Source organism: Methylomonas sp. PHL2-19 (assembly GCF_059331595.1).
In genome coordinates this window covers 867351-886887 of sequence record NZ_CP196839.1, presented here as the reverse complement: position 1 = coordinate 886887, position 19537 = coordinate 867351, and the positions used below count along the sequence as shown (strand labels likewise).

Sequence of the window (19537 nt, the reverse complement as noted above, 5' to 3'; positions counted from 1 at the left end):
ATGAACACCACCGCCCTAGTCAGTAATCTGGAAACCCATTTCAACTTAAATCCGGATAACGCTCGCCTATTGATCGTCGGTCTAGGCGCTACCGGCTATTCGGCTGCTCAATTTTTGCAAAAGACCCCGATTAAATTCGCCGTAATCGATAGCCGGAAAAATCCGCCGCTAATCGATAATTTGCGCGAACAAATGCCGGACGTACCGGTATTTTCCGGCGGTTTCGACCAGTCCGCACTAGATGTCGCCACTCATTTGCTGGTCAGTCCTGGCGTATCTTTACACGAAGCGGCCATCCAAAAGGCCGTACAGGCGGGCGTTACCGTACTCAGCGACATCGACTTATTCGCTTGCGCCACTGATAAACCGGCTATCGCCATCACCGGCTCCAACGGTAAAAGCACGGTTACCACCATGCTGGGCGAAATGGCTAACGCCGCCGGCGTCAAAACCGCCATCGGCGGCAACCTCGGCACACCGGCGCTGGATTTGCTGCAACAAGACGCCGAACTTTACGTATTGGAACTGTCCAGCTTCCAATTGGAGCGCACCACCGCTTTAAACGCCAAAGTCGCCACAGTATTAAACGTCAGTCCGGACCATCTGGATCGCCATGACGGCATGGCCGGTTATGCGGCGGAAAAGCAGCGGGTGTTTCGGGGTGACGGCGTGATGATCTTGAATGCCGACGACCCGATGGTCATGGCCATGCGCGATCCCGCCCGGCAAACATTGACTTTTTCCACCCAAACTCAAGCCGATTTTTATCTGCGTCGCGGCGAAATCGATACTTTAATGCAAGGCGAACAAGCCCTGATGGCAGCCAGTAAATTGCGCCTGGAAGGCAGCCACAACATCGCCAATGCGTTGGCGGCGCTGGCCCTGGGCACGGCTGCCGGCCTAAGCATCACCAAAATGTGCGATGCGCTTAGAAAATTCAAAGGCCTGCCGCATCGCATGCAAAAAGTCGCGGAAAAAGGCGGCATTAATTGGGTTAACGATTCCAAAGCCACCAACATCGGTGCGTGTATCGCCGCGCTAAACGGCTACGAGCATAAAGTTGTTTTAATTGCCGGCGGCGAAACTAAAGGTGCGGACATGAGCGAATTAGTGCCTGCCGTCACCGAAAAAACCAAGGCCGTGGTCCTGATAGGCAAAGATGCACCATTGATCGCACAAGCTTTGAATAACTGTGTGCCTGTCCATTTCGCCGGCAACATGAAAGAAGCGGTCACCATCGCCGCCAGTTTGGCCAGCGAAGGCGACAGCGTGCTGCTGTCACCGGCCTGCGCCAGCCTGGATCAATACCGCAGCTATGTTGACCGCGGCAATAAGTTCGCCGAAGCCGTGATGAGTCTGCCCTTATGTTGAAACCGACGCCCAAGCCCCGCGCGCAAAACCGCCTGCACGTCGACCCGGTGTTGATGTTGGCGTGCTTCAGCCTGCTGGGCATCGGTTTTATGCTGGTCACCTCGTCCTCTTTGCATTTGGGCGTCAAAATGGCCGACGACATTTCGCACTATCCCTTCAAGCAACTCATTCATATTGCTTTTGGCTTGGGCTTTTCCGCGATCATTTTGAACATACCGATGCAAAGCTGGGAAAGAATGGGCCAAACCCTGTTCATCGCCGGCCTGGCCTTGCTGCTGGTGGTATTGATTCCCGGTGTAGGCATCAGGGTTAACGGCAGTATCCGCTGGCTATCGATTCTGGGTTTGCGGATCCAGGTATCGGAAGTCGTGAAATTCATTTCGGTGATTTATATGGCCGGTTACGTCACCCGTCATGCCGACCACGTCCGCCGTTCCGCATTCGGCTTGGTCAAGCCGTTGATGCTGTTTTCGGTGGCTTGCGTACTGTTATTGCTTGAGCCCGACTTCGGCTCGGCGGTGGTGATTCTGATCATTGCTATGGGCATGATGTTTCTCGGCGGCGCCCGTATTTCTCAATTCATTATTTTATTGGGCCTGGTCGCCAGTTTGGCGGTGATCTTGGTCATTGAGTCGCCCTATCGACTGGCGCGGGTCACCAGCTTCATGGACCCGTGGGCCGATGCCAGAGATACCGGCTTTCAGCTCACCCAGGCCTTGATTTCTTTCGGTCGCGGCGAATTTTTCGGCGTTGGCTTGGGCAACGGTCTGCAAAAACTGTTTTACCTGCCGGAAGCGCATACCGACTTTTTGTTCTCCGTATTGGGTGAAGAACTCGGCCTGCTCGGCGTGCTGCTGATCATCGGCCTATTCGCCGCCCTGGTCGTGCGCGCCTTTGCGATTGGCGAGCAAGCCGAGCAAGCCGGTCTAAAATTTTCCGCCTTGGCGGCTTACGGCTTAGGTATCTGGTTTGGCTTCCAATCCTTCGTGAATATGGGCGTCAACATGGGCATGCTGCCCACCAAAGGTTTGACCTTGCCGCTGATGAGCTACGGTGGCGGCAGTATGATCGTGATGTGCGGCGCAATGGCCGTATTGTTTCGGATTCACTACGAAGTGACCGAACACAATAAAAGCAATGTGAAGGGGAAACACGCATGAGCGGCCGCATCGTGATCATGGCGGGCGGCACCGGCGGACACGTGTTTCCGGCACTAGCGGTCGCCCAGGAAATGCGAACACGCGGCTGGCAAGTCAGCTGGCTTGGCACCGAGAAAGGCTTAGAAAGCCGCGTGGTGCCCGCCAACAACATAGACATCGACTGGCTGGCGGTAGCCGGCATGCGCGGCAAGGGCTTGCTGTCCAAACTCGGCGCCGGTTTTAAATTGATCCAAGCCTGCCTGCAAGCACGGCGCATACTGAAGCAACGCCAACCTAACGTGGTATTGGGCATGGGCGGTTTTGTGGCCGGACCGGGCGGATTGATGGCGAAATGGCTGGGCATCCCACTGGTAATACACGAACAAAACCGGGTCCCCGGCACCACCAACCGCTTGTTAGTAAAGCTCGCTGCCAGCAAAGTCTTGGAAGCGTTTCCGGACAGCTTCGCCAAGTCGGTACACGCCGTCTGCACCGGCAATCCATTAAGGGATGCGTTCATTGATCTGCCGGAAAAATCCGAATGGCACCCGCAAGCCGGACGCAATTTAAGGGTTTTGATCCTGGGCGGCAGCCAGGGCGCCAAAGTCCTGAACGACACTGTGCCAGAAGCATTGGCCGGATTGAGCAATCTGGAGGTAAAGCACCAGACCGGCAGCGCGATGCAAGCCGAAGTGGCCGAGCGCTACCGCAAGCTGGATCTGAATGCCGAAGCCCTGGCCTTTATCGAGGATATGGCCGGCGCCTATCAATGGGCTGATTTGATTATTTGCCGGGCCGGCGCAATGACGGTCAGCGAAGTAGCGGCCTGCGGTTTGCCGGCGATTTTTGTGCCCTTGCTGCACGCCATCGACGATCATCAAACCGCCAATGCCAAATATTTAAGCGAAGCCGGTGCAGCCATCTTGCTGCCGCAACCCGAATTAAACGCGGACAATCTGCGTAAAACCCTAGAACAAGCCATGACATCATTAACTTCCATGAGCCGGGCCGCCAAAGCCAAGGCTAGACTCGCCGCCACTCAGACCGTAGCGGATATTTGCGTTGCGGAGGCCGCCGTATGAACCGCCCCCACATCGAAAACCAAGCACTGGGCGACATCGACAAAATCCACTTCGTCGGCATCGGCGGCACCGGCATGAGCGGTATCGCCGAAGTGCTATCCAACTTGGGCTATAGCGTGTCCGGCTCCGATATTAAAGGCTCGGCGGTTACCGACCGCCTGCAAGCGATGGGCGTGAAAGTCTATTTTGGCCATCACGCCGACAATGTGACTGATGTCGATGTGGTCGTCACCTCCACCGCTGTCGATAGAACCAACCCGGAAATCGTCACCGCCTACGAAAACCGCATCCCGGTAATTCCGCGCGCGGAAATGTTGGCGGAATTGATGCGTTTCAGATTTGGCATTGCCGTCGCCGGTACCCACGGCAAAACCACCACCACCAGCCTGACCACGATGATGCTGGCCGAAGGTGGCCTGGACCCCACTTTTGTGATCGGCGGCCGCTTAAACAGCGCCGGCGCCAACGCCAAACTGGGTTTGGGTAAATATTTGGTTGCCGAAGCCGACGAAAGCGATGCGTCGTTCTTATTCCTGCAGCCAATGATGGCCATTGTCACCAACATCGACCAAGACCATATGGAGACCTATGGCGGCAGCTACAGCAAACTCAAGGACACTTTCCTGAAATTCCTGCATCAATTGCCGTTCTACGGTTTGGCGGTGATGTGCATAGACGACCCCGGCGTCTGCGCGATATTGCCGAACATATCCAAGCCGGTGAAAACCTACGGCGTCAACGAAGACGCGGACGTTCGGGCGATAGACATCAAACAGGACGGCTTGCGCACCCATTTCACCGTGCTGCGCTGGGGCGGATTGCCGCCGCTGCAAGTCACGCTGAACCTGCCTGGCTGGCACAACATGCTGAACGCCTTGGCGGCCACGACTATCGCCACCGCGCTGGGCGTGGACGATGCCGCCATTATCAAAAGTCTGGCGGAATTCAAAGGTGTGGGCAGGCGTTTTCAAATCAACGGCGACGTGGATTTCCAAGGCGGCAAGCTGACCTTGGTTGACGATTATGGCCACCATCCGCGCGAATTGGCCGCCACGCTGGAAGCCTTGCGCCAAGCCTGGCCGAGCCGCCGTAAAGTCGTGGTGTTTCAACCGCACCGCTACACCCGCACCCGCGACTTGTTCGAAGATTTCGTGGAAGTATTGTCCAGCGTCGACGTACTGATTTTGCTGGACGTGTATTCAGCCGGCGAAGCGCCGATCACCGGTGCTGATGGCAAAGCCTTGAGCCGCTCAATTCGCGTGCGCGGCCAGGTTGACCCGGTATTCGTGCAAAACCGTGAAGACTTGGCGACCATCCTGGCCGGCATCGTCGAAAAAGACGACGTGATATTGACGATGGGCGCCGGTAACGTCGGCCAGATCGCTGCCGAATTGCCGCAACAATTGGCCGAGGCCCTAAAGTGATGGTGGCTAGAGGCACTTTATTAAATAACGAGCCACTGGCGAAATACACCAGCTGGCGGGTCGGAGGTCCGGCCCAGCACCTGTACATCCCGGAAAACAAGGCCGATCTGATCGAATTTATCGCCAGCCTGCCGGCCGGCGAACCGCTGTACTGGATGGGTTTGGGTAGCAATTTATTGGTGCGCGACGGCGGCATTCGCGGCACTGTGATCAACACCCGCGGCCGACTGAAGGAAATGTATCTGGCCGATTCCGAACGGGTTTACGTGGAAGCCGGCGTACCTTGCGCCCATGTCGCCCGCTTTTGCGCGGATTTAGGCCTGACCGGCGCCGAATTTCTGGCCGGCATTCCCGGCACGATGGGCGGCGCGCTGAAAATGAATGCCGGAGCGTTTGGCGGTGAAACCTGGAGCATTGTGGAACGAGTGGAAATGATCAACCCACGTGGTGAAGTCATTCTGCGCGACCATCACGAATTTGAAGTGGCCTACCGCTCAGTCAAAGGACTGGCCGACGAATGGTTTTTGTCTGCTCAGTTAAAGTTGAGCAAAGGCAACAGCGAAGCCAGCCAACAACATATTAAAGCGCTGTTGGAAAAACGTAACGCCTCGCAACCGACCAACAAGCCGACTTGCGGTTCAGTATTCAAGAACCCGCCCGGCGATTACGCGGCGCGTTTGATCGAAGCCTGCGGCCTGAAAGGCTTTGCCATCGGCGGCGCGGTGGTGTCGGAAAAGCACGCCAATTTTATCGAAAATCGCGGCAACGCCAGCTCGGAAGACATAGAAGCCTTGATCGAACATATTCAAACCCAAGTACAAACGCAATTCGGCATCAGTCTGCAAACTGAAGTCTGCCGGGTAGGTGAAAAAGCATGAAGCCATTACGCATCAAAAATGCCGCCGATTTCGGCAAAGTCGCCGTGCTGTTGGGCGGCTCCGCTGCCGAGCGCGAAATATCCTTGAACAGCGGCAATGCGGTGTATCAAGCCTTGAAAGCACAAGGCATCGACGCCGTCGCGATAGACGTGACCGCCAGCCCCATTGATGCCTTGGCGAGTGTTAAAGCCGACAGAGTGTTCAACGTCATCCACGGCCGCGGCGGCGAAGACGGTGTGTTGCAAGCAGTATTGCAAGTCATGGGCTTGCCCTACACCGGTTCCGGCGTCATGGCGTCAGCATTGAGCATGGACAAATTGCGCACCAAGCTGTGCTGGCAAGGTTTGGGCTTGAGCACGCCGCTTTGGTTTGTGTTGAAAAGTGCTGCCGATATTGACGCCTGCGTCGCCAAATTGGGTTTTCCGGTGATCGTCAAGCCGGCACAGGAAGGCTCCAGCATTGGCATGAGCAAAGCCACTAATCGCGATGAACTGGCGGCCGCTTTAGAACTTGCCAGCCAATTTCGTTGCGACGTTTATGCAGAACAATGGGTACAAGGCCAGGAATTCACCGTAGGAGTGTTGGACGGCGAAGCGCTGCCGGCTATCCGTTTGGAAACACCGAATACCTTTTACGATTTCGACGCCAAGTACCGGGCCAATACCACGAAATACCATTGTCCCTGCGGCTTGAGCGCGGAGCGCGAACAACAATTGCAAGCCTTGGCGGTACAAGCCTGCCAGGCCTTGAACGTAAAAGGCTGGGCGCGGGTGGATGTGTTTATCGACAGCAATGGCCAATCGCAACTGATCGAAGTAAATACCGTACCTGGCATGACCGACCACAGTTTGGTGCCGATGGCGGCGAAAGCGGTCGGCATCAGTTTCGAGGAATTAGTCTGGCGGATTTTGGAAACCAGCATGGCGGGTGCAGGTGAGCCGGTTTAGTGTGATTTTAATGACCGCGCTGTTGATCGGCGGCGGCTGGTGGGCTTGGCAGCAATTCGGCGCCAGCGCACTGAGCAGCAAGCCGATCCGCTACGTCAAGATTGAAGGCGCGTTCCAATACACCAGCAAAGATCGGCTGAAAGAAGTATTGGCGCCGCAAATGAAACAGGGCTATTACCAGGCCGACATGAACGCGATTCATCAAGCGATCAAAGCGCTGCCCTTGGTGGATAAGGTTGACGTAAAGCGGGTGTGGCCGGATGCGGTGCATATCAAAATCACCGAGCAAAAGCCGGTGGTACGCTGGGGCAAATCGGCGCTGCTGAACAAACAAGGCGATTTATTGGTGCCGGACAATATCGACGAATTTAAAAATTTACCGCTGATTACCGGCCCGGACGGCCAGGAAAAGAAGCTGCTGGAGATCATGAAAGGCGTCTACATCGTGCTGAAGGATAAATCGATGCAGCTAGCGGAATTTCATGTCAACGAACGGCGAGCCTGGCGGATTAAGTTAGCCAGCGGCATGGAAATGCAATTGGGCAGAAAAGCGCCGCTGGAAAATATGCAACGCTTTTTAAAAACCATGGATTTATTGGGAGAGGAACAGCTGGCGCAAATAGCCAGCGTGGATACCCGATACCCGAACGGCTTTGCAGTGACCTGGAAACCGGAAGTCACCAACATCGATTGGAAAGCAATCGTGGAAAAAAATAAAAACCTGATTTAAACGCTTACTGAGCATAAACAATGGCCAAAAAGACAGATCGAAATTTATTAGTGGGGCTGGATATAGGCACGTCGAAAGTCGCTGCCATCGTTGGTGAATACCGCGGTGGCGACGAGATCGAAGTGATCGGAATCGGCACCGCGCCGTCCAAGGGCTTGAAAAAAGGCATCGTGGTCAATCTGGAATCGACCGTGCATTCCATTCAGCGGGCGATTGAGGAAGCCGAATTGATGGCGGGTTGCCAGATCAAATCGGTGTTTGCGGGTATCGCCGGCAGCCATATTAAAAGCCTGAATTCACACGGCATCGTGGCGATCAAGGAAAAGGAAGTGACCCAACACGACATCGATAGAGTGATCGATTCGGCGCGGGCAGTGGCGATTCCGGCCGATCAGAAAATCCTGCACATCCTGCCGCAGGAGTTTGTGATCGACCAGCAGGAAGGCATCAAGGAGCCGATCGGCATGTCCGGTATCCGTCTGGAAGCCAAGGTGCATATGGTCACCAGCAGCGTCAGTGCCGAACAGAACATCGTCAAATGCATCCGCAAATGCGGGCTGGATGTGGACGACATCGTTTTGGAGCAACTGGCCTCCTGCGCGGCGGTATTGACTGACGATGAAAAAGATCTGGGCGTCTGCCTGATAGACATCGGCGGCGGCACCACCGATATTGCGATTTTCTCGGAAGGCGCGATCAAGCACACGGCGGTGATTCCCATTGCCGGTGATCAGGTCACCAACGACATCGCCGTGGCGTTGCGCACACCGACCAAAAACGCGGAGGAAATCAAACGCCAATATGCTTGCGCGTTGACGCAATTGGCGGACCCGCAACAAACCATCGCGGTGCCCAGCATCGGCGACCGCGAGCCGCGCAAGATCTCGGCGCAGAATCTGGCTGAGATCGTCGAGCCGCGTTATGAAGAATTGATGTTGTTGGTACAAGCAGAGTTAAGAAGAAGTGGCTATGAAGATTTAATTGCCGCCGGCATGGTGATTACCGGCGGCAGTTCGCAAGTGAGGGGATTGGTCGAATTGGCGGAGGAAATATTCCATATGCCGGTTCGCATGGGGGTACCGCTGCATGTATCCGGATTGACCGATGTAGCGGAAAACCCGATTTATTCGACCGCGGTGGGTTTGTTGCTGTACGGCAAGGATCATCACGGCCGGGCGTTAGGCATGAACGATGATGGCGCGGATCTGTTGTCAAAAATCAAAAGCTGGTTTCAAGGAAATTTTTAATTTTTTGTCTGGAGGGTGTGAAAATGAAATATGAATTATTGGATAGTAGCGGCACCGCGGTTATCAAAGTCATCGGCGTCGGTGGCGGTGGCGGTAATGCGGTTAACCACATGGTGGAAGACGGTATCGACGGCGTGCAATTTATCTGCGCCAACACCGATGCCCAAGCCCTGCGGGAAATGAACGTAGAGTCCATCGTGCAATTGGGTGTTGAACTCACCAAAGGCCTGGGAGCGGGCACTCGCCCTGAAGTCGGTAGAGCCGCAGCGGAAGAAAATCGTGACCGCATCCGCGAAGTCATTGCCGGCGCCGACATGGTGTTTCTGACCGCAGGCATGGGTGGCGGTACCGGTACCGGTGCCATCGCGGTATTTGCCGAAGTGGCGAAAGAACTGGGTGTATTGACAGTCGCTGTCGTATCCAAACCTTTTGATTTTGAAGGTTCCAAGAAAAAAGGCGTGGCCGATGCCGGTTTACGCGAACTGGAAAAACTGGTCGATTCCTTGATCATCATTCCTAACCAAAAACTGCTGCCGACTTTGGGCAACAATAAATCGCTGGTAGAAGCATTCCGCGCCGCTAACGACGTGTTGCGCGACGCGGTACAAGGTATCACCGAGCTGATTACTCACCCTGGCTTGATGAACGTCGACTTTGCCGACGTCAAGACTGTGATGTCCAATATGGGCAGCGCCATCATGGGCACCGGCGTCGCCAGCGGAGAAAATCGCGCCCGTTTAGCGGCGGAAAAAGCCATTGCCTGCCCATTGTTGGACGACAACAATCTGCAAGGCGCGCGCGGCATTTTGGTGAACGTCACCTCCAACGGCGACTTGGGTTTGAACGAGTTCGACGAAATCGGCAGCATCATGCACGCCTTCGCTTCCGAAGACGCCGACATGAAAATCGGTATGGCAGTTAATCCAGCCATGGGCCAGGAAATTAAAGTCACCGTCGTCGCCACCGGTATGGGTGAAAAAGCCAAGCAAGCGGCTTCGCCTATCAGTCTGGTGAAAAAAGTCGCGGCCGGCGAGATCAATTACGATCAATTGGACAAACCGACCATCGTCCGCCAGCAAAAACAGGAATCGACTCGGGAATCCCGCTTCGGCGCGCAACCTAGAAACGACGTCGATTTGGATTACTTGGATGTACCGGCTTTCTTGAGACGTCAAGCAGACTGAGGTCCGCTTGCGACGAGTCCTTATGAGGCTGCACAACCAAGTTCGGGGGGAGCTATCGCATAATCTGTGATAGACTCCCCGGCTTTGTTTTACCTATTTGTCGGCATTTCATGATTAAACAGCGTACTTTAAAAAACACCATCAGAGCCACCGGCGTTGGTTTGCATACCGGCGATAAAGTGTATCTGACCCTGCACCCCTCCGAGCCCGATACCGGCATCCGTTTTCGCCGCGTGGATTTGGAAACTCCGGTGATGATAGCCGCGCGCCCTGAAAATGTCGGCGAAACCAAGCTGTCCACGACTTTGGTCCGCGACGGCGTTAAGGTGTCCACCGTCGAACATTTGCTGTCGGCTTTGGCCGGTTTGGGAATAGACAATGCGATTGTCGATGTCAGCGCAGCCGAAGTGCCTATCATGGATGGCAGTGCCGGACCGTTTGTGTTTCTGTTGCAATCGGCCGGCGTGGTCGAACAGGACGTACCCAAACAATATATCCGTATCAAGCGCGCAATCCGCGTGGAAGACGGCGACAAGTGGGCCGCGTTCGAACCGTTCGAGGGTTTTAAAGTTACCTTTACCATCGATTTCGAACATCCGGCGTTTTCCGAGCATTTGAAAACAGCGGTGATGGATTTCTCTTCGACGACCTTCGTTAAAGAAGTCAGCCGGGCCCGCACTTTCGGTTTTATGAAAGACATAGAGTTTTTACGCGAGAACAATCTGGCGCTTGGCGGCAGTCTGGATAACGCCATCGTGGTGGACGACGATAAAGTGTTGAACGAAGACGGCCTGCGTTACGCGGACGAATTCGTGAAACACAAAATTCTCGACGCCATCGGCGACTTGTATTTGTTGGGTTACAGCCTGATTGGCGAATACCAGGGTTTTAAATCCGGCCACGCGCTGAACAACAAGTTGCTGCTAAGCCTGATGAACGACAAAGACGCCTGGGAAATGGTGACTTTCGAAAATGCCGAGGACGCACCGATTTCCTTTATGCATTCCGCGCAAACATCGGCACGCGCGACGGGCTAATCCCGCATCACACAGATATTAAGCTGTGCCGTGGCCGTTCAACTTGATCGGCCACAATCCTGCCAAAACCTACTAATCTTCCCGCAAGCGTTTCGCCAACGTAGCACCCAAACGCGCCAAAGCCGCCGCCAAAACATCCTGCTGGTCCGCCTGCTTAATCTGCTGTGCGATCAAACCGACATTTTCCGCTGACGGCAAGCGCGGTGTGCGTTTTGGCCGAATCGGCTCGCCTGTCGGCGGCACAATCCGTACTTGCAAGCGGACAATATAGGGATGCCCCACACCATGCAATTTGTCTAAAATCGCTCGATTGAAAAACCGAATTTGCGATGCCCAGCTGGCCGAATCGCAGTACAACAGTATCTGCGCACCTGACGCCACGCAATGTTGAGCATGCGGAGCAATCTCAGCCGGTAACGCCGTCCTGACAATGGTCAGCAAGGCCTGTTGCGCGTTAATTTTGGCCACACACAGATTCAACTGCTTGTTGTCAAAATCCAGCGCGGTCTTAAACACATTTTTGCGATAACGAGTCATTGCAAATTCATTTGCTCTGAGCCGACTTTTGGATATTCCAGAATCAGGCCCTGTTGATCGTTTTTAATAATATGCCAGCCATTTGCCACTATTTGCCGTTCATCAACGGCTGACAAAGGCAAATTTTCAGATTCGACACCGAATCGGCCCGGAAATAAACCGACGCGAATTGGTCGGCTGCCGGCTTGCTGTTTTATGTCACTGACAGCTTCGAGCACTGACATATACCCATCACCTGCGGACATGAATGCTCGCATTTCACCACCCTTTGTCCCTGCGGCAATGGCTTCAATCTGGCGGACTCGTGCGCCGCACTCTATCCGAAACACATGCGCCCAGTTCGATACCAAGTAAGTATCTGCCTGATTGCCGCACAAATAGGCTTTTCCAATTGAAAATGCCTGCGCCAATTTCGGGTAGTCGTTATCGCTGTTGCGGAAACTCTCCGAATTGACCGCATAGCTAGCATGGAAAAACACCAAGCAAACAGAAATCGCCAATTTGGCCTGCTTCCAGGCAATAATAGCGGACTGCCTGCCATGATCAGCCAACAGCGCAAACATTCCAGCCCATAAAAAAGGCGAATATTGCAGGGTGTGGCGAAGATTAATCACCTCGCCCCATTGATAGCGGGTACGGGCAGCAACGACCACACAGGACCCCATTACCAGATAAATAGTTGAAATAGCCAAGGCTTTTTTCCCGAAAGTCGGTAGATTGGAGCAACGGTATTTATAAGCCACGTAGGCAGCGGCGATAATCAAAACCCCGAATCCCAGTAAACCAGGCAGCGACCAAGCCACATACCGGGCACATTCGCTACAAGCCGTTGCATCCTTTAGCAAAGCCTCGATATAGGTGCGTAAATTCTCGACAAAACCTATCGTGCTTGGCCCCATCACATAGGGATTCAGCGACCCAAACATCACTATATTTCTGAGCAGCAGCGGCGCTACGACCACGGCCATGCCAAACATCGCCGCGACAGCGCGCAGCAAAACAACGCGCCGTTCCCCAGCGGCACTGCTTAACCAGCAATAACAAAAATATAAAATAACGCTAGCCAGCAGCGCTAAATGCGCATTTCTGATTGCGTAAGCCATACCGGCAAGCAAACCAGCGAAGATAAAGCCGACGATGGATCGCGAGTTAAGCGTCAACCCAATAACAGCCACCGCTAACCATAAACCGAATACATCGGTCAGCCCCATCAGCGAATGCTTGAGCACACCGGGTGATAACGCTGCTAATCCGGCCAGCAGCAAAGCATAAAGTGGTCCAAGGCTCTGCCGAAAACTGAAAAATAATAACCACGGCAATGTAATGGCGGAAAAATGCGCCAAACCTATCGTGGCATCTTTCGCATCGATACCGAAACTGGAAACGGCCGCCAGAACGACAGCAAAACCCACGGGAAACAAACGATTCTCGACCTGATCCTGATCTCCCGGCGCCAAGCCATACGGAGTAATCAGCAAGCTGCCTGAATTGAGAAAATTTCTGGCTTGTTCGATATAGCTGGCGCTGTCAGGCGTAAACGGAAAACTCGGCGACCGGTAGTGCATATGCACCATCATCACTAGCGATATCGCCGACAGAATGCATAATTGATGTAAAAGAGCTCTGAGTTGCCAAGTCATACTTATTAGTTATCTCGTAACAGGGTCATGAATTGGCTACCAGCCAAACGCCCTCGCAAATCAGCAAAATGCCCAAGACGCGGAAAGCAGTGACAGTCTCGCCGAGCAGCATGCCGATCAGCACGGTTAATGCGAAACCCAGGCCTACCAAGGGATAGGCTTTACTGACATCCCAGGATGCCAAAACCTTCAACCAAACTATGGCGCCGACACCGTATAATGTAAACCCGGCAAACACAAATTTGTTGGTAAATACGATCCAAGGCAGGCGTGGTGTCAGCGGCCCGGCCATCGCCTGCTTGACATCCACACTGGACATGCCAAGTTTCAACATAAACTGCGCGGCGACAGACAGGACGATGCTAAAAATAGCGATCAGTAGAATTTGCATGGCTTATTCCCAATGTGAAAAATGAGCGGCTAATGTGGCGAACAGCATCAAGAGCACTGTGATCCGGCTACCGAAGTCACGCACCGCAAACACCAGCGGGTCATCGTGCATTTCGCCGCGAGCGGTTTTTATCCACAGGCGTGCTAACCAATAAATCAGGCCTATCGCCACAAACCATAATAGCTGCGGATTTAGGTAACGTATCTGGGTCTCCGCCGAGGTAATAAATAAACCAAACACCACCACCGCGCACAACGCGGAACTGACACCCAAGGGCCAGAGCACTACCAGATCCACCGCCCGATAATCGCGGCCGTGTGTGGTTTCCCGGCCTTTTTGTTGCAAAGCGACCAGTTCGGAACAACGCTTGACTAAAGCCAGACTGAAAAAGATAAACACCGAAAAAGCCAACAGCCAGGAACTGGTCGCTACCGACGCGGCCACGGAACCGGCAATAATCCTGAGCGTATACAGCAGAGATAGCACCATTACATCGATCAATACATAAGATTTCAATAGCCATGTATAAGTAGTGGTGACGAATAAATACAGCAGCAACATACCCAAAAATGCCTGCGACACGGCGAGCGCTAACATCAGGCCGCTCAGCAATAGCCCGCAAGCGGCTGCCAGACCTTTCAGAATGGGCAATTCGGCGCTGGCAAACGGCCTAAATTTCTTACGCGGATGATTACGGTCGCTGTCCAGGTCCCACAAATCGTTACCCATATATGTGGCGGACGCGGCCAAAGAAAACCCGAAGAAGCTCATTACAACGGTACCCAACTTATCCAAATCATCAAACGAAAAAGCCGTTAGCAGCGGCACGAATATCAACAGGTTTTTCAGCCATTGGTGCACCCGCAGCGCGCGTAACCACAACCGGATTTGATTCAGGTTGGCGGTAAATTCCTGCTCTATAGGTGTATGTTCCCGCACGAATTTCGCGACCGGCTTTGAGGTATTAACCAGGATTGCGGCATGTGCGGCTCGCCAAATCGGCAAATCGGCCTTGCTGTCACCCGCATAGACAAAATTCGGCCCCACTGCCTCGCGGATGGCCTCCAGCTTGTTGACACCTTTAAGATTATGGTTCTCATCGCTGCCTAACACTTTATCGAACAAATCCAGATGCTTGGCAACCGCATCGGCTATATCGGTATGTGCTGCGGTGGCGAGCACCAACTGCCTGCCCTTCCGTTTTTCCGCGCGCAAATACTCCAGCAAATCAGTCCGATAAGGCAAACTCTCGACATCAAGCGACGATGCTTGCGCCACGCGCGCTTTAAACGCCGCTCGCCCCTTCGCTAACCAAAACGGTAATTTGAATATAGCGTGCGGCTGCCGTTTACAGACCTGTAATACCGATTCGACCAAGGTGTCGGTGGGCGTCAGCGTGCCATCCAAATCAACGACAAGCGCGGCTAGCGAAGTTTCTGTCATGTTATGTTTCTTTTAGAGTGATTGGTGCAACGCTGAAAAAATCGAAAATATCTGGCTGATCGAAGGCATTGTAATGTAACAGCAATTCCGCAAGCTACGTTTAACTGGGCCCGCGCGGCCACCCACAACCTCCCTTGGCTGCGTCCCGCTTAATCCCCAGAAAATTCCAAGTACAATCCGGGCAGCATTTTTCTCGTTGAGTCTGTCTGTGACCCTGTTACTATCAACGACAATACGGTCCTGCCAAGCGGATTATCCGAATCAACAATGACAATATTGCGGAGGTTTTAATGACAAACTTATCGATCAAAACATTTCTAGCGCTATTTCTGGCGAGTCAAAGCATAGCCCATGCCGCCGATCTCACCCGCGCCCAAGTCGAGCAAATGCTGGCCAAGGCCGACAAGCAACACCCCGCCGACCTGCGCCGTAAGGATCTAACCGACCTGGACTTGTCGAATCTGGATTTTCGCAATGCCGACTTATGGGGCGCCGACCTGCGACGCTCCAATCTGAATAAAAGCAATCTGCAAGGCCTGACGCTGGATTTGACGGTGATGACCAATATCAAGCTGAGCGCCGCTAATCTAGCCAACACCAGCATCTTCGGCGTCAGCCTGATGCACGCCGACCTGAGCAACGCCGATATGAGCGGCAGCCGGGTAGTGGCGATCATGGATGGCGCGAATTTAAGCCACGCCAATCTCAGCAATGTGCAATGGGCGGCGGACATGAAGAATCAATCGATGGGCCTGATGCGCGCCAGCTTGAAAGGCGCCAATTTAACCGGCGCCAATCTCAGCAACGCCCAGCTTGGCCGGGCCATGTTAAAACACGCCAAATTAAATAACACCAATTTACAAAACGCCGACCTGTATTCCGCCGAAATGGACGGCGCCAATCTGACCGGCGCCAATCTGACCAATGCCAATTTCTCGCAAGCCAAACTGCACGACGCGATTTTCACCGAGGCGGTCACTACCGGCACCCGCTTTGACGGCGCCCAAAACCTGCCCGATTCCGTAAAGCCCACCTCTTCCAAATAATCGAGACGACTTCATGCAAATCCCCAAGCAATTACTGCAACGCAAATCCGTCGAGGCCTTGACCGATGTTCAGCACGGCTTAAAGCAAACACTGACGGCCAAAGACTTGACCATCCTGGGCATAGGCGCGGTGATCGGCGCCGGCATCTTCGTCTTGACCGGCATCGCCGCCGCTAAATATGCCGGTCCTGCCATTGTAGTATCGTTCATTCTGGCCGGCATCGCCTGCGGCCTGGCGGCCATGTGTTACAGCGAACTGGCGGCGATGATTCCGGTTTCCGGCAGTGCCTACAGTTACGCTTACGCGACGATGGGCGAATTGATGGCCTGGATCATAGGCTGGGATTTAATCCTGGAGTACGCTCTGGCCAGCAGCACGGTGGCAATAGGCTGGGCCGGTTATCTCACCAGCTTTCTGGAAAATTTTGGCGTACATTTACCCACTTATCTCACCACGGCCTATCTGGCCAACCCCGCGGCCGGCTTCATCAATCTACCGGCGGTAGCAATCATTTTATTGCTGACCGGCCTGCTGGTAATCGGCATCCGCCAATCGGCGATCTTCAATTTCGTCATGGTGTTAATCAAACTGTCGGTAATTGTCGTCTTCATCATCGCCGGCTCCCAACACATCGAAACCGGGGAAAATTGGTCCAACTTCATGCCTTTCGGCTTCGGTGGCGTATTGACCGGGGCCGGGGTAATTTTCTTTGCGTACATAGGCTTCGACGCCGTTTCCACCGCCGCCCAGGAAGCCATCAACCCGCAGCGCGACGTACCTATCGGCATCATAGGTTCGCTGGCAGTCTGCACCTTGCTTTACATTCTGGTGGCAGGCGTATTGACCGGCATCATTTCCTACACCGAACTCAACGTCCCGGCACCCATTGCGCTGGCGGTCGACCATGTCGGCATGGGCTGGCTGTCACCGATCATTAAAATAGCCGCCATCGCCGGCTTGACTTCGGTGATGTTGGTGCTGTTGATGGGGCAGAGCCGGATTTTCTTCTCAATGGCCAAGGATCAATTGTTACCGCCGCTATTCGCGCAGGTGCATCCGAAATACCAAACACCGCATTTATCGACCATACTGGTCGGCGTCGCAGTCTCCTTACTCGCCGGCTTCATGCCTATCGAGAAGCTTGGCGAGCTAGTCAGTATCGGTACTTTGTTTGCCTTCGTGCTGGTCTGCGGCGGTGTCTGGATCTTGCGGAACAGCCATCCGGAAATGGAACGCCACTTCAAATGCCCGGCCGTGCCTTACGTGCCGATTGGCGGGATTTTGGTGTGTTTGAGTTTGATGGCGGGCTTGCCGATTGATACGTGGATTCGGTTATTCGTTTGGCTGGTGATTGGGTTTTTGATTTATTTTGGGTATGGGGTGAAGCATAGTCAGCTGCGGTCTTCCTAACTTTTTTAGGCTGACTCGCTTACAACTGGTACGTTCGCCCTGAGTTGGTCGAAGGGCTAATTGTGATGTGTCGCTGGCGCGACGGCTGGTTTTAATATCGGGTCTCGGCCCGACAGCCGAGATACTCTCGCTACGAAAACGATCCCTGGTTTTCGCCCTTCGTGCCAGCCTATCGGCTGTTCAAATTCGCTCCAGGCGAATTTGTGCTTGTCCAAAAGAAAGTATCCAAAGAAAAGGCCACCCGGACGCCGCTTATTCCCTGCGCTCCTCGCTTTTGAACGGGGTCGCCGAAAGGGGCTTCCTGCCCCTTTCGGCAACGCAATCCATCCCTGCAGCGCCCCTAACGGGCTGATCCGTTCAAAAACTCCGGTGCTCTGCGCGGCATACGGGAGAAAAACCACCCTGTGTGGTGGGCAATTTTGCCCACCATTTGGCTTTCACCCCGCGTGGGCACTAAATCGTGCCCACGCTACTGGGCTACGCCTATTGACGCCCTACATGCACCCTATGCACGTGAAGAAAGCCGGAAAACAGTCATTCATTGCTTGAATCGACGAATTAATTACTTGGTTTTCTTGAAGATGTAGCGAGCAGCGACCAAAACAACAATTACGACTATCGCTAAAGCTAGTCCAGCAAACAGAAGCGACTTTTGTGGACTGATGTCAAATTCAGAGATAGATAGCACAACAAGAGTCGTTGCCACTCCGAGTCCCATGGTGGACATAGCAATGCCAGACCATAATTCATGACGATCCGCACATTGCTCACAATAAATATACCTTCCGCCTCTGTGGTGACAAATGACTCGATATTTCGTCATCGAGACAGGGGTTCCGCATGAATAACATTCCTGTCGAATATTTCTAGCCTTTCCGCGTAAGTCGCGGAATATATGTATAAGCAATGCCAATATAACTGGCGAGATCAGAATGATAAAAAAGATAAAAAATCCCATAATGCAAATAGTCTAGGTGAAACGCAAGGCCGTAAGGCGCAATTCGTAGGGCGTCAATAGGCTCAGCCGCATTGCGCCGTATATCGGCCTTAAATCATTCGGCGCATTACGCTATCGCTAATGCGCCCTACAAAACTGATGTTACCGCTGGCGCGGATAGTCTGGATTCCCACGCGGCGCGTGGAAACGAGAGAAAACTTCGTAAACAATAAGCTGCGATTTGGGGCGGGGGTCTCCCGTATGCCGCGCCGAGCACCGGAGCTTTCGGCGGGAATAGCCCGAAGGGGTGCGGCAGGGATGCCGCACGTTGACGAAGGGGCAGGAAGCCCCTTTCGTCAACCCCCGGCGAAAGTTTCGGAGCGCAGGGAATAAGCGACATCCGGGTGGCCTTTTCTTTGGATACTTTCTTTTGGCCAAGCAAAAGAAAGTATCGCGGTTGTCGGTCCGCGAACCGACATTAAATAAACCGTCGCGCCAGCGACACAAATTCACCATCTGTTCCGACAGAACAAAACCATCAATCCGAATTAATTCGACACTTATCGTAAACAAACTCAGGATCAAGATCAGCCCCAGACTCCCATTCAATCGTATCAAATGCCACCGATACTTTTTCGAAACAGCTGTAGTCTCTAATACGTTTGAAAATGCCGAAATCCAAATAAGGTTTCATATCCAACGTGCCGGTTTCGCCATTATTGAAGGCAATATCCAACACATAATCATCTCTAGGCGCAACCGCTATTACCGAAGGATACATATGACATCTCCTATTACTGTAATGGCTGTATTTTGAAAGGCTCCTCGCCATTCATAACTAAATCCCAATCTTGCATAAGCTCTTCTTGGTGTAATTCCGCCCACGCCAAAGCAAGTTTTAATTGCTTTCTTGGTAAATTACCTTCCAATAACTCGCTAGTCCGTATATCGACTGTCGCTTTGTATTCAGCATAATAAACGTGAAAGTGTGGCGGAGGATGCTCGCCAGGTGCAAAGTACATACGAATGATGATGCCGTAAAATACCGAGATGGTAGGCAAAACGAACTCCTTACCCCAACACCAAAAACAAT

At 53.4% G+C, this 19537-nt stretch carries 18 protein-coding genes; 12 read left to right on the top strand and 6 right to left on the bottom strand.

From position 1 onward, the window contains the following. The 10 genes from murD (at nucleotide 1) to lpxC (ending at nucleotide 11039) form a co-directional block, all read left to right on the top strand. On the top strand, nucleotides 1–1371 hold the full coding sequence (murD, locus tag ACR02O_RS04140) for a UDP-N-acetylmuramoyl-L-alanine--D-glutamate ligase (RefSeq protein WP_445367662.1): 1371 nt from the start codon (nucleotides 1–3) through the stop codon (nucleotides 1369–1371). Next, nucleotides 1365–2531 carry a putative lipid II flippase FtsW gene (gene ftsW, locus ACR02O_RS04135; RefSeq protein ID WP_051669999.1) on the top strand — a complete coding sequence of 389 codons (1167 nt, stop codon included), beginning with the start codon at nucleotides 1365–1367 and terminating at the stop codon, nucleotides 2529–2531. Before murD ends, ftsW begins: the two co-directional genes overlap by 7 nt. Continuing rightward, nucleotides 2528–3592 (top strand): undecaprenyldiphospho-muramoylpentapeptide beta-N-acetylglucosaminyltransferase, encoded by a 1065-nt coding sequence (gene murG, locus ACR02O_RS04130; protein ID WP_445367660.1) that lies wholly within the window; start codon nucleotides 2528–2530, stop codon nucleotides 3590–3592. The genes ftsW and murG overlap by 4 nt, the downstream gene beginning before the upstream one ends. After that, complete coding sequence (murC, locus tag ACR02O_RS04125) at nucleotides 3589–5016, top strand: UDP-N-acetylmuramate--L-alanine ligase (protein WP_458138903.1); 1428 nt, start codon at nucleotides 3589–3591, stop codon at nucleotides 5014–5016. Before murG ends, murC begins: the two co-directional genes overlap by 4 nt. Continuing rightward, nucleotides 5016–5894, top strand: coding sequence for a UDP-N-acetylmuramate dehydrogenase (murB, locus tag ACR02O_RS04120; RefSeq protein WP_033156791.1), 879 nt, complete (start codon nucleotides 5016–5018; stop codon nucleotides 5892–5894). The genes murC and murB overlap by 1 nt, the downstream gene beginning before the upstream one ends. Beyond that, on the top strand, nucleotides 5891–6841 hold the full coding sequence (locus ACR02O_RS04115) for a D-alanine--D-alanine ligase (RefSeq protein WP_458138902.1): 951 nt from the start codon (nucleotides 5891–5893) through the stop codon (nucleotides 6839–6841). Before murB ends, ACR02O_RS04115 begins: the two co-directional genes overlap by 4 nt. Further along, entirely contained in the window at nucleotides 6828–7571 is a 744-nt protein-coding gene (locus tag ACR02O_RS04110; RefSeq protein WP_458138901.1) for a cell division protein FtsQ/DivIB, read from the top strand. Before ACR02O_RS04115 ends, ACR02O_RS04110 begins: the two co-directional genes overlap by 14 nt. Nucleotides 7572–7591: 20 nt before the next feature. Further along, nucleotides 7592–8818 (top strand): cell division protein FtsA, encoded by a 1227-nt coding sequence (gene ftsA / locus ACR02O_RS04105; RefSeq protein WP_020483769.1) that lies wholly within the window; start codon nucleotides 7592–7594, stop codon nucleotides 8816–8818. A gap of 23 nt (nucleotides 8819–8841) precedes the next feature. After that, nucleotides 8842–10002, top strand: a complete 1161-nt coding sequence (gene ftsZ, locus ACR02O_RS04100) for a cell division protein FtsZ (RefSeq protein ID WP_033156793.1) — start codon at nucleotides 8842–8844, stop codon at nucleotides 10000–10002. A gap of 110 nt (nucleotides 10003–10112) precedes the next feature. Then, nucleotides 10113–11039, top strand: coding sequence for a UDP-3-O-acyl-N-acetylglucosamine deacetylase (lpxC, locus tag ACR02O_RS04095; protein ID WP_033156794.1), 927 nt, complete (start codon nucleotides 10113–10115; stop codon nucleotides 11037–11039). Between the two features lie 72 nt (nucleotides 11040–11111). Here the strand turns inward: lpxC and ACR02O_RS04090 are convergent, their stop codons facing one another. From ACR02O_RS04090 to ACR02O_RS04075, 4 genes are read right to left on the bottom strand one after another with little or no spacing between them, the layout of a single operon-like run. Then, nucleotides 11112–11576 (bottom strand): DciA family protein, encoded by a 465-nt coding sequence (locus tag ACR02O_RS04090; protein WP_494522854.1) that lies wholly within the window; start codon nucleotides 11574–11576, stop codon nucleotides 11112–11114. Next, nucleotides 11573–13216 carry a hypothetical protein gene (locus ACR02O_RS04085; protein ID WP_494522853.1) on the bottom strand — a complete coding sequence of 548 codons (1644 nt, stop codon included), beginning with the start codon at nucleotides 13214–13216 and terminating at the stop codon, nucleotides 11573–11575. Before ACR02O_RS04085 ends, ACR02O_RS04090 begins: the two co-directional genes overlap by 4 nt. 25 nt (nucleotides 13217–13241) lie before the next feature. After that, the gene (locus ACR02O_RS04080; protein WP_033156796.1) at nucleotides 13242–13607 is read right to left on the bottom strand and encodes a DMT family transporter; all 366 of its coding nucleotides are present in this window, start codon (nucleotides 13605–13607) and stop codon (nucleotides 13242–13244) included. A 3-nt stretch (nucleotides 13608–13610) separates the two neighbouring features. After that, complete coding sequence (locus tag ACR02O_RS04075; RefSeq protein WP_458138898.1) at nucleotides 13611–15050, bottom strand: UbiA family prenyltransferase; 1440 nt, start codon at nucleotides 15048–15050, stop codon at nucleotides 13611–13613. Nucleotides 15051–15340: 290 nt separating this feature from the next. On the opposite strand from ACR02O_RS04075, the gene ACR02O_RS04070 reads away from it, so the two are divergent. Then, on the top strand, nucleotides 15341–16096 hold the full coding sequence (locus ACR02O_RS04070) for a pentapeptide repeat-containing protein (protein ID WP_458138897.1): 756 nt from the start codon (nucleotides 15341–15343) through the stop codon (nucleotides 16094–16096). Between the two features lie 13 nt (nucleotides 16097–16109). Beyond that, nucleotides 16110–17507 (top strand): amino acid permease, encoded by a 1398-nt coding sequence (locus ACR02O_RS04065; protein WP_033156798.1) that lies wholly within the window; start codon nucleotides 16110–16112, stop codon nucleotides 17505–17507. Between the two features lie 1475 nt (nucleotides 17508–18982). Here the strand turns inward: ACR02O_RS04065 and ACR02O_RS04060 are convergent. Next, nucleotides 18983–19225: a DUF2442 domain-containing protein gene (locus ACR02O_RS04060; RefSeq protein WP_458138896.1), complete on the bottom strand. Its 243-nt coding sequence runs from the start codon at nucleotides 19223–19225 to the stop codon at nucleotides 18983–18985. A gap of 13 nt (nucleotides 19226–19238) precedes the next feature. After that, nucleotides 19239–19505 (bottom strand): DUF4160 domain-containing protein, encoded by a 267-nt coding sequence (locus ACR02O_RS04055; RefSeq protein WP_458138895.1) that lies wholly within the window; start codon nucleotides 19503–19505, stop codon nucleotides 19239–19241. Nucleotides 19506–19537 lie beyond the last annotated feature (32 nt).

Bases quoted from the DNA above. Each gene is read 5' to 3' on its own strand.
- ACR02O_RS04060 (WP_458138896.1), bottom strand. From the start codon at position 19,225: ATGTATCCTTCGGTAATAGCGGTTGCGCCTAGAGATGATTATGTGTTG.
- murB (WP_033156791.1), top strand. From the start codon at position 5,016: ATGGTGGCTAGAGGCACTTTATTAAATAACGAGCCACTGGCGAAATAC.
- murD (WP_445367662.1), top strand. From the start codon at position 1: ATGAACACCACCGCCCTAGTCAGTAATCTGGAAACCCATTTCAACTTA.
- murG (WP_445367660.1), top strand. From the start codon at position 2,528: ATGAGCGGCCGCATCGTGATCATGGCGGGCGGCACCGGCGGACACGTG.
- ftsZ (WP_033156793.1), top strand. From the start codon at position 8,842: ATGAAATATGAATTATTGGATAGTAGCGGCACCGCGGTTATCAAAGTC.
- ACR02O_RS04085 (WP_494522853.1), bottom strand. From the start codon at position 13,216: ATGACTTGGCAACTCAGAGCTCTTTTACATCAATTATGCATTCTGTCG.
- ACR02O_RS04080 (WP_033156796.1), bottom strand. From the start codon at position 13,607: ATGCAAATTCTACTGATCGCTATTTTTAGCATCGTCCTGTCTGTCGCC.
- ftsA (WP_020483769.1), top strand. From the start codon at position 7,592: ATGGCCAAAAAGACAGATCGAAATTTATTAGTGGGGCTGGATATAGGC.
- ACR02O_RS04065 (WP_033156798.1), top strand. From the start codon at position 16,110: ATGCAAATCCCCAAGCAATTACTGCAACGCAAATCCGTCGAGGCCTTG.
- ftsW (WP_051669999.1), top strand. From the start codon at position 1,365: ATGTTGAAACCGACGCCCAAGCCCCGCGCGCAAAACCGCCTGCACGTC.
- ACR02O_RS04075 (WP_458138898.1), bottom strand. From the start codon at position 15,050: ATGACAGAAACTTCGCTAGCCGCGCTTGTCGTTGATTTGGATGGCACG.
- ACR02O_RS04070 (WP_458138897.1), top strand. From the start codon at position 15,341: ATGACAAACTTATCGATCAAAACATTTCTAGCGCTATTTCTGGCGAGT.
- murC (WP_458138903.1), top strand. From the start codon at position 3,589: ATGAACCGCCCCCACATCGAAAACCAAGCACTGGGCGACATCGACAAA.
- lpxC (WP_033156794.1), top strand. From the start codon at position 10,113: ATGATTAAACAGCGTACTTTAAAAAACACCATCAGAGCCACCGGCGTT.
- ACR02O_RS04090 (WP_494522854.1), bottom strand. From the start codon at position 11,576: ATGACTCGTTATCGCAAAAATGTGTTTAAGACCGCGCTGGATTTTGAC.
- ACR02O_RS04115 (WP_458138902.1), top strand. From the start codon at position 5,891: ATGAAGCCATTACGCATCAAAAATGCCGCCGATTTCGGCAAAGTCGCC.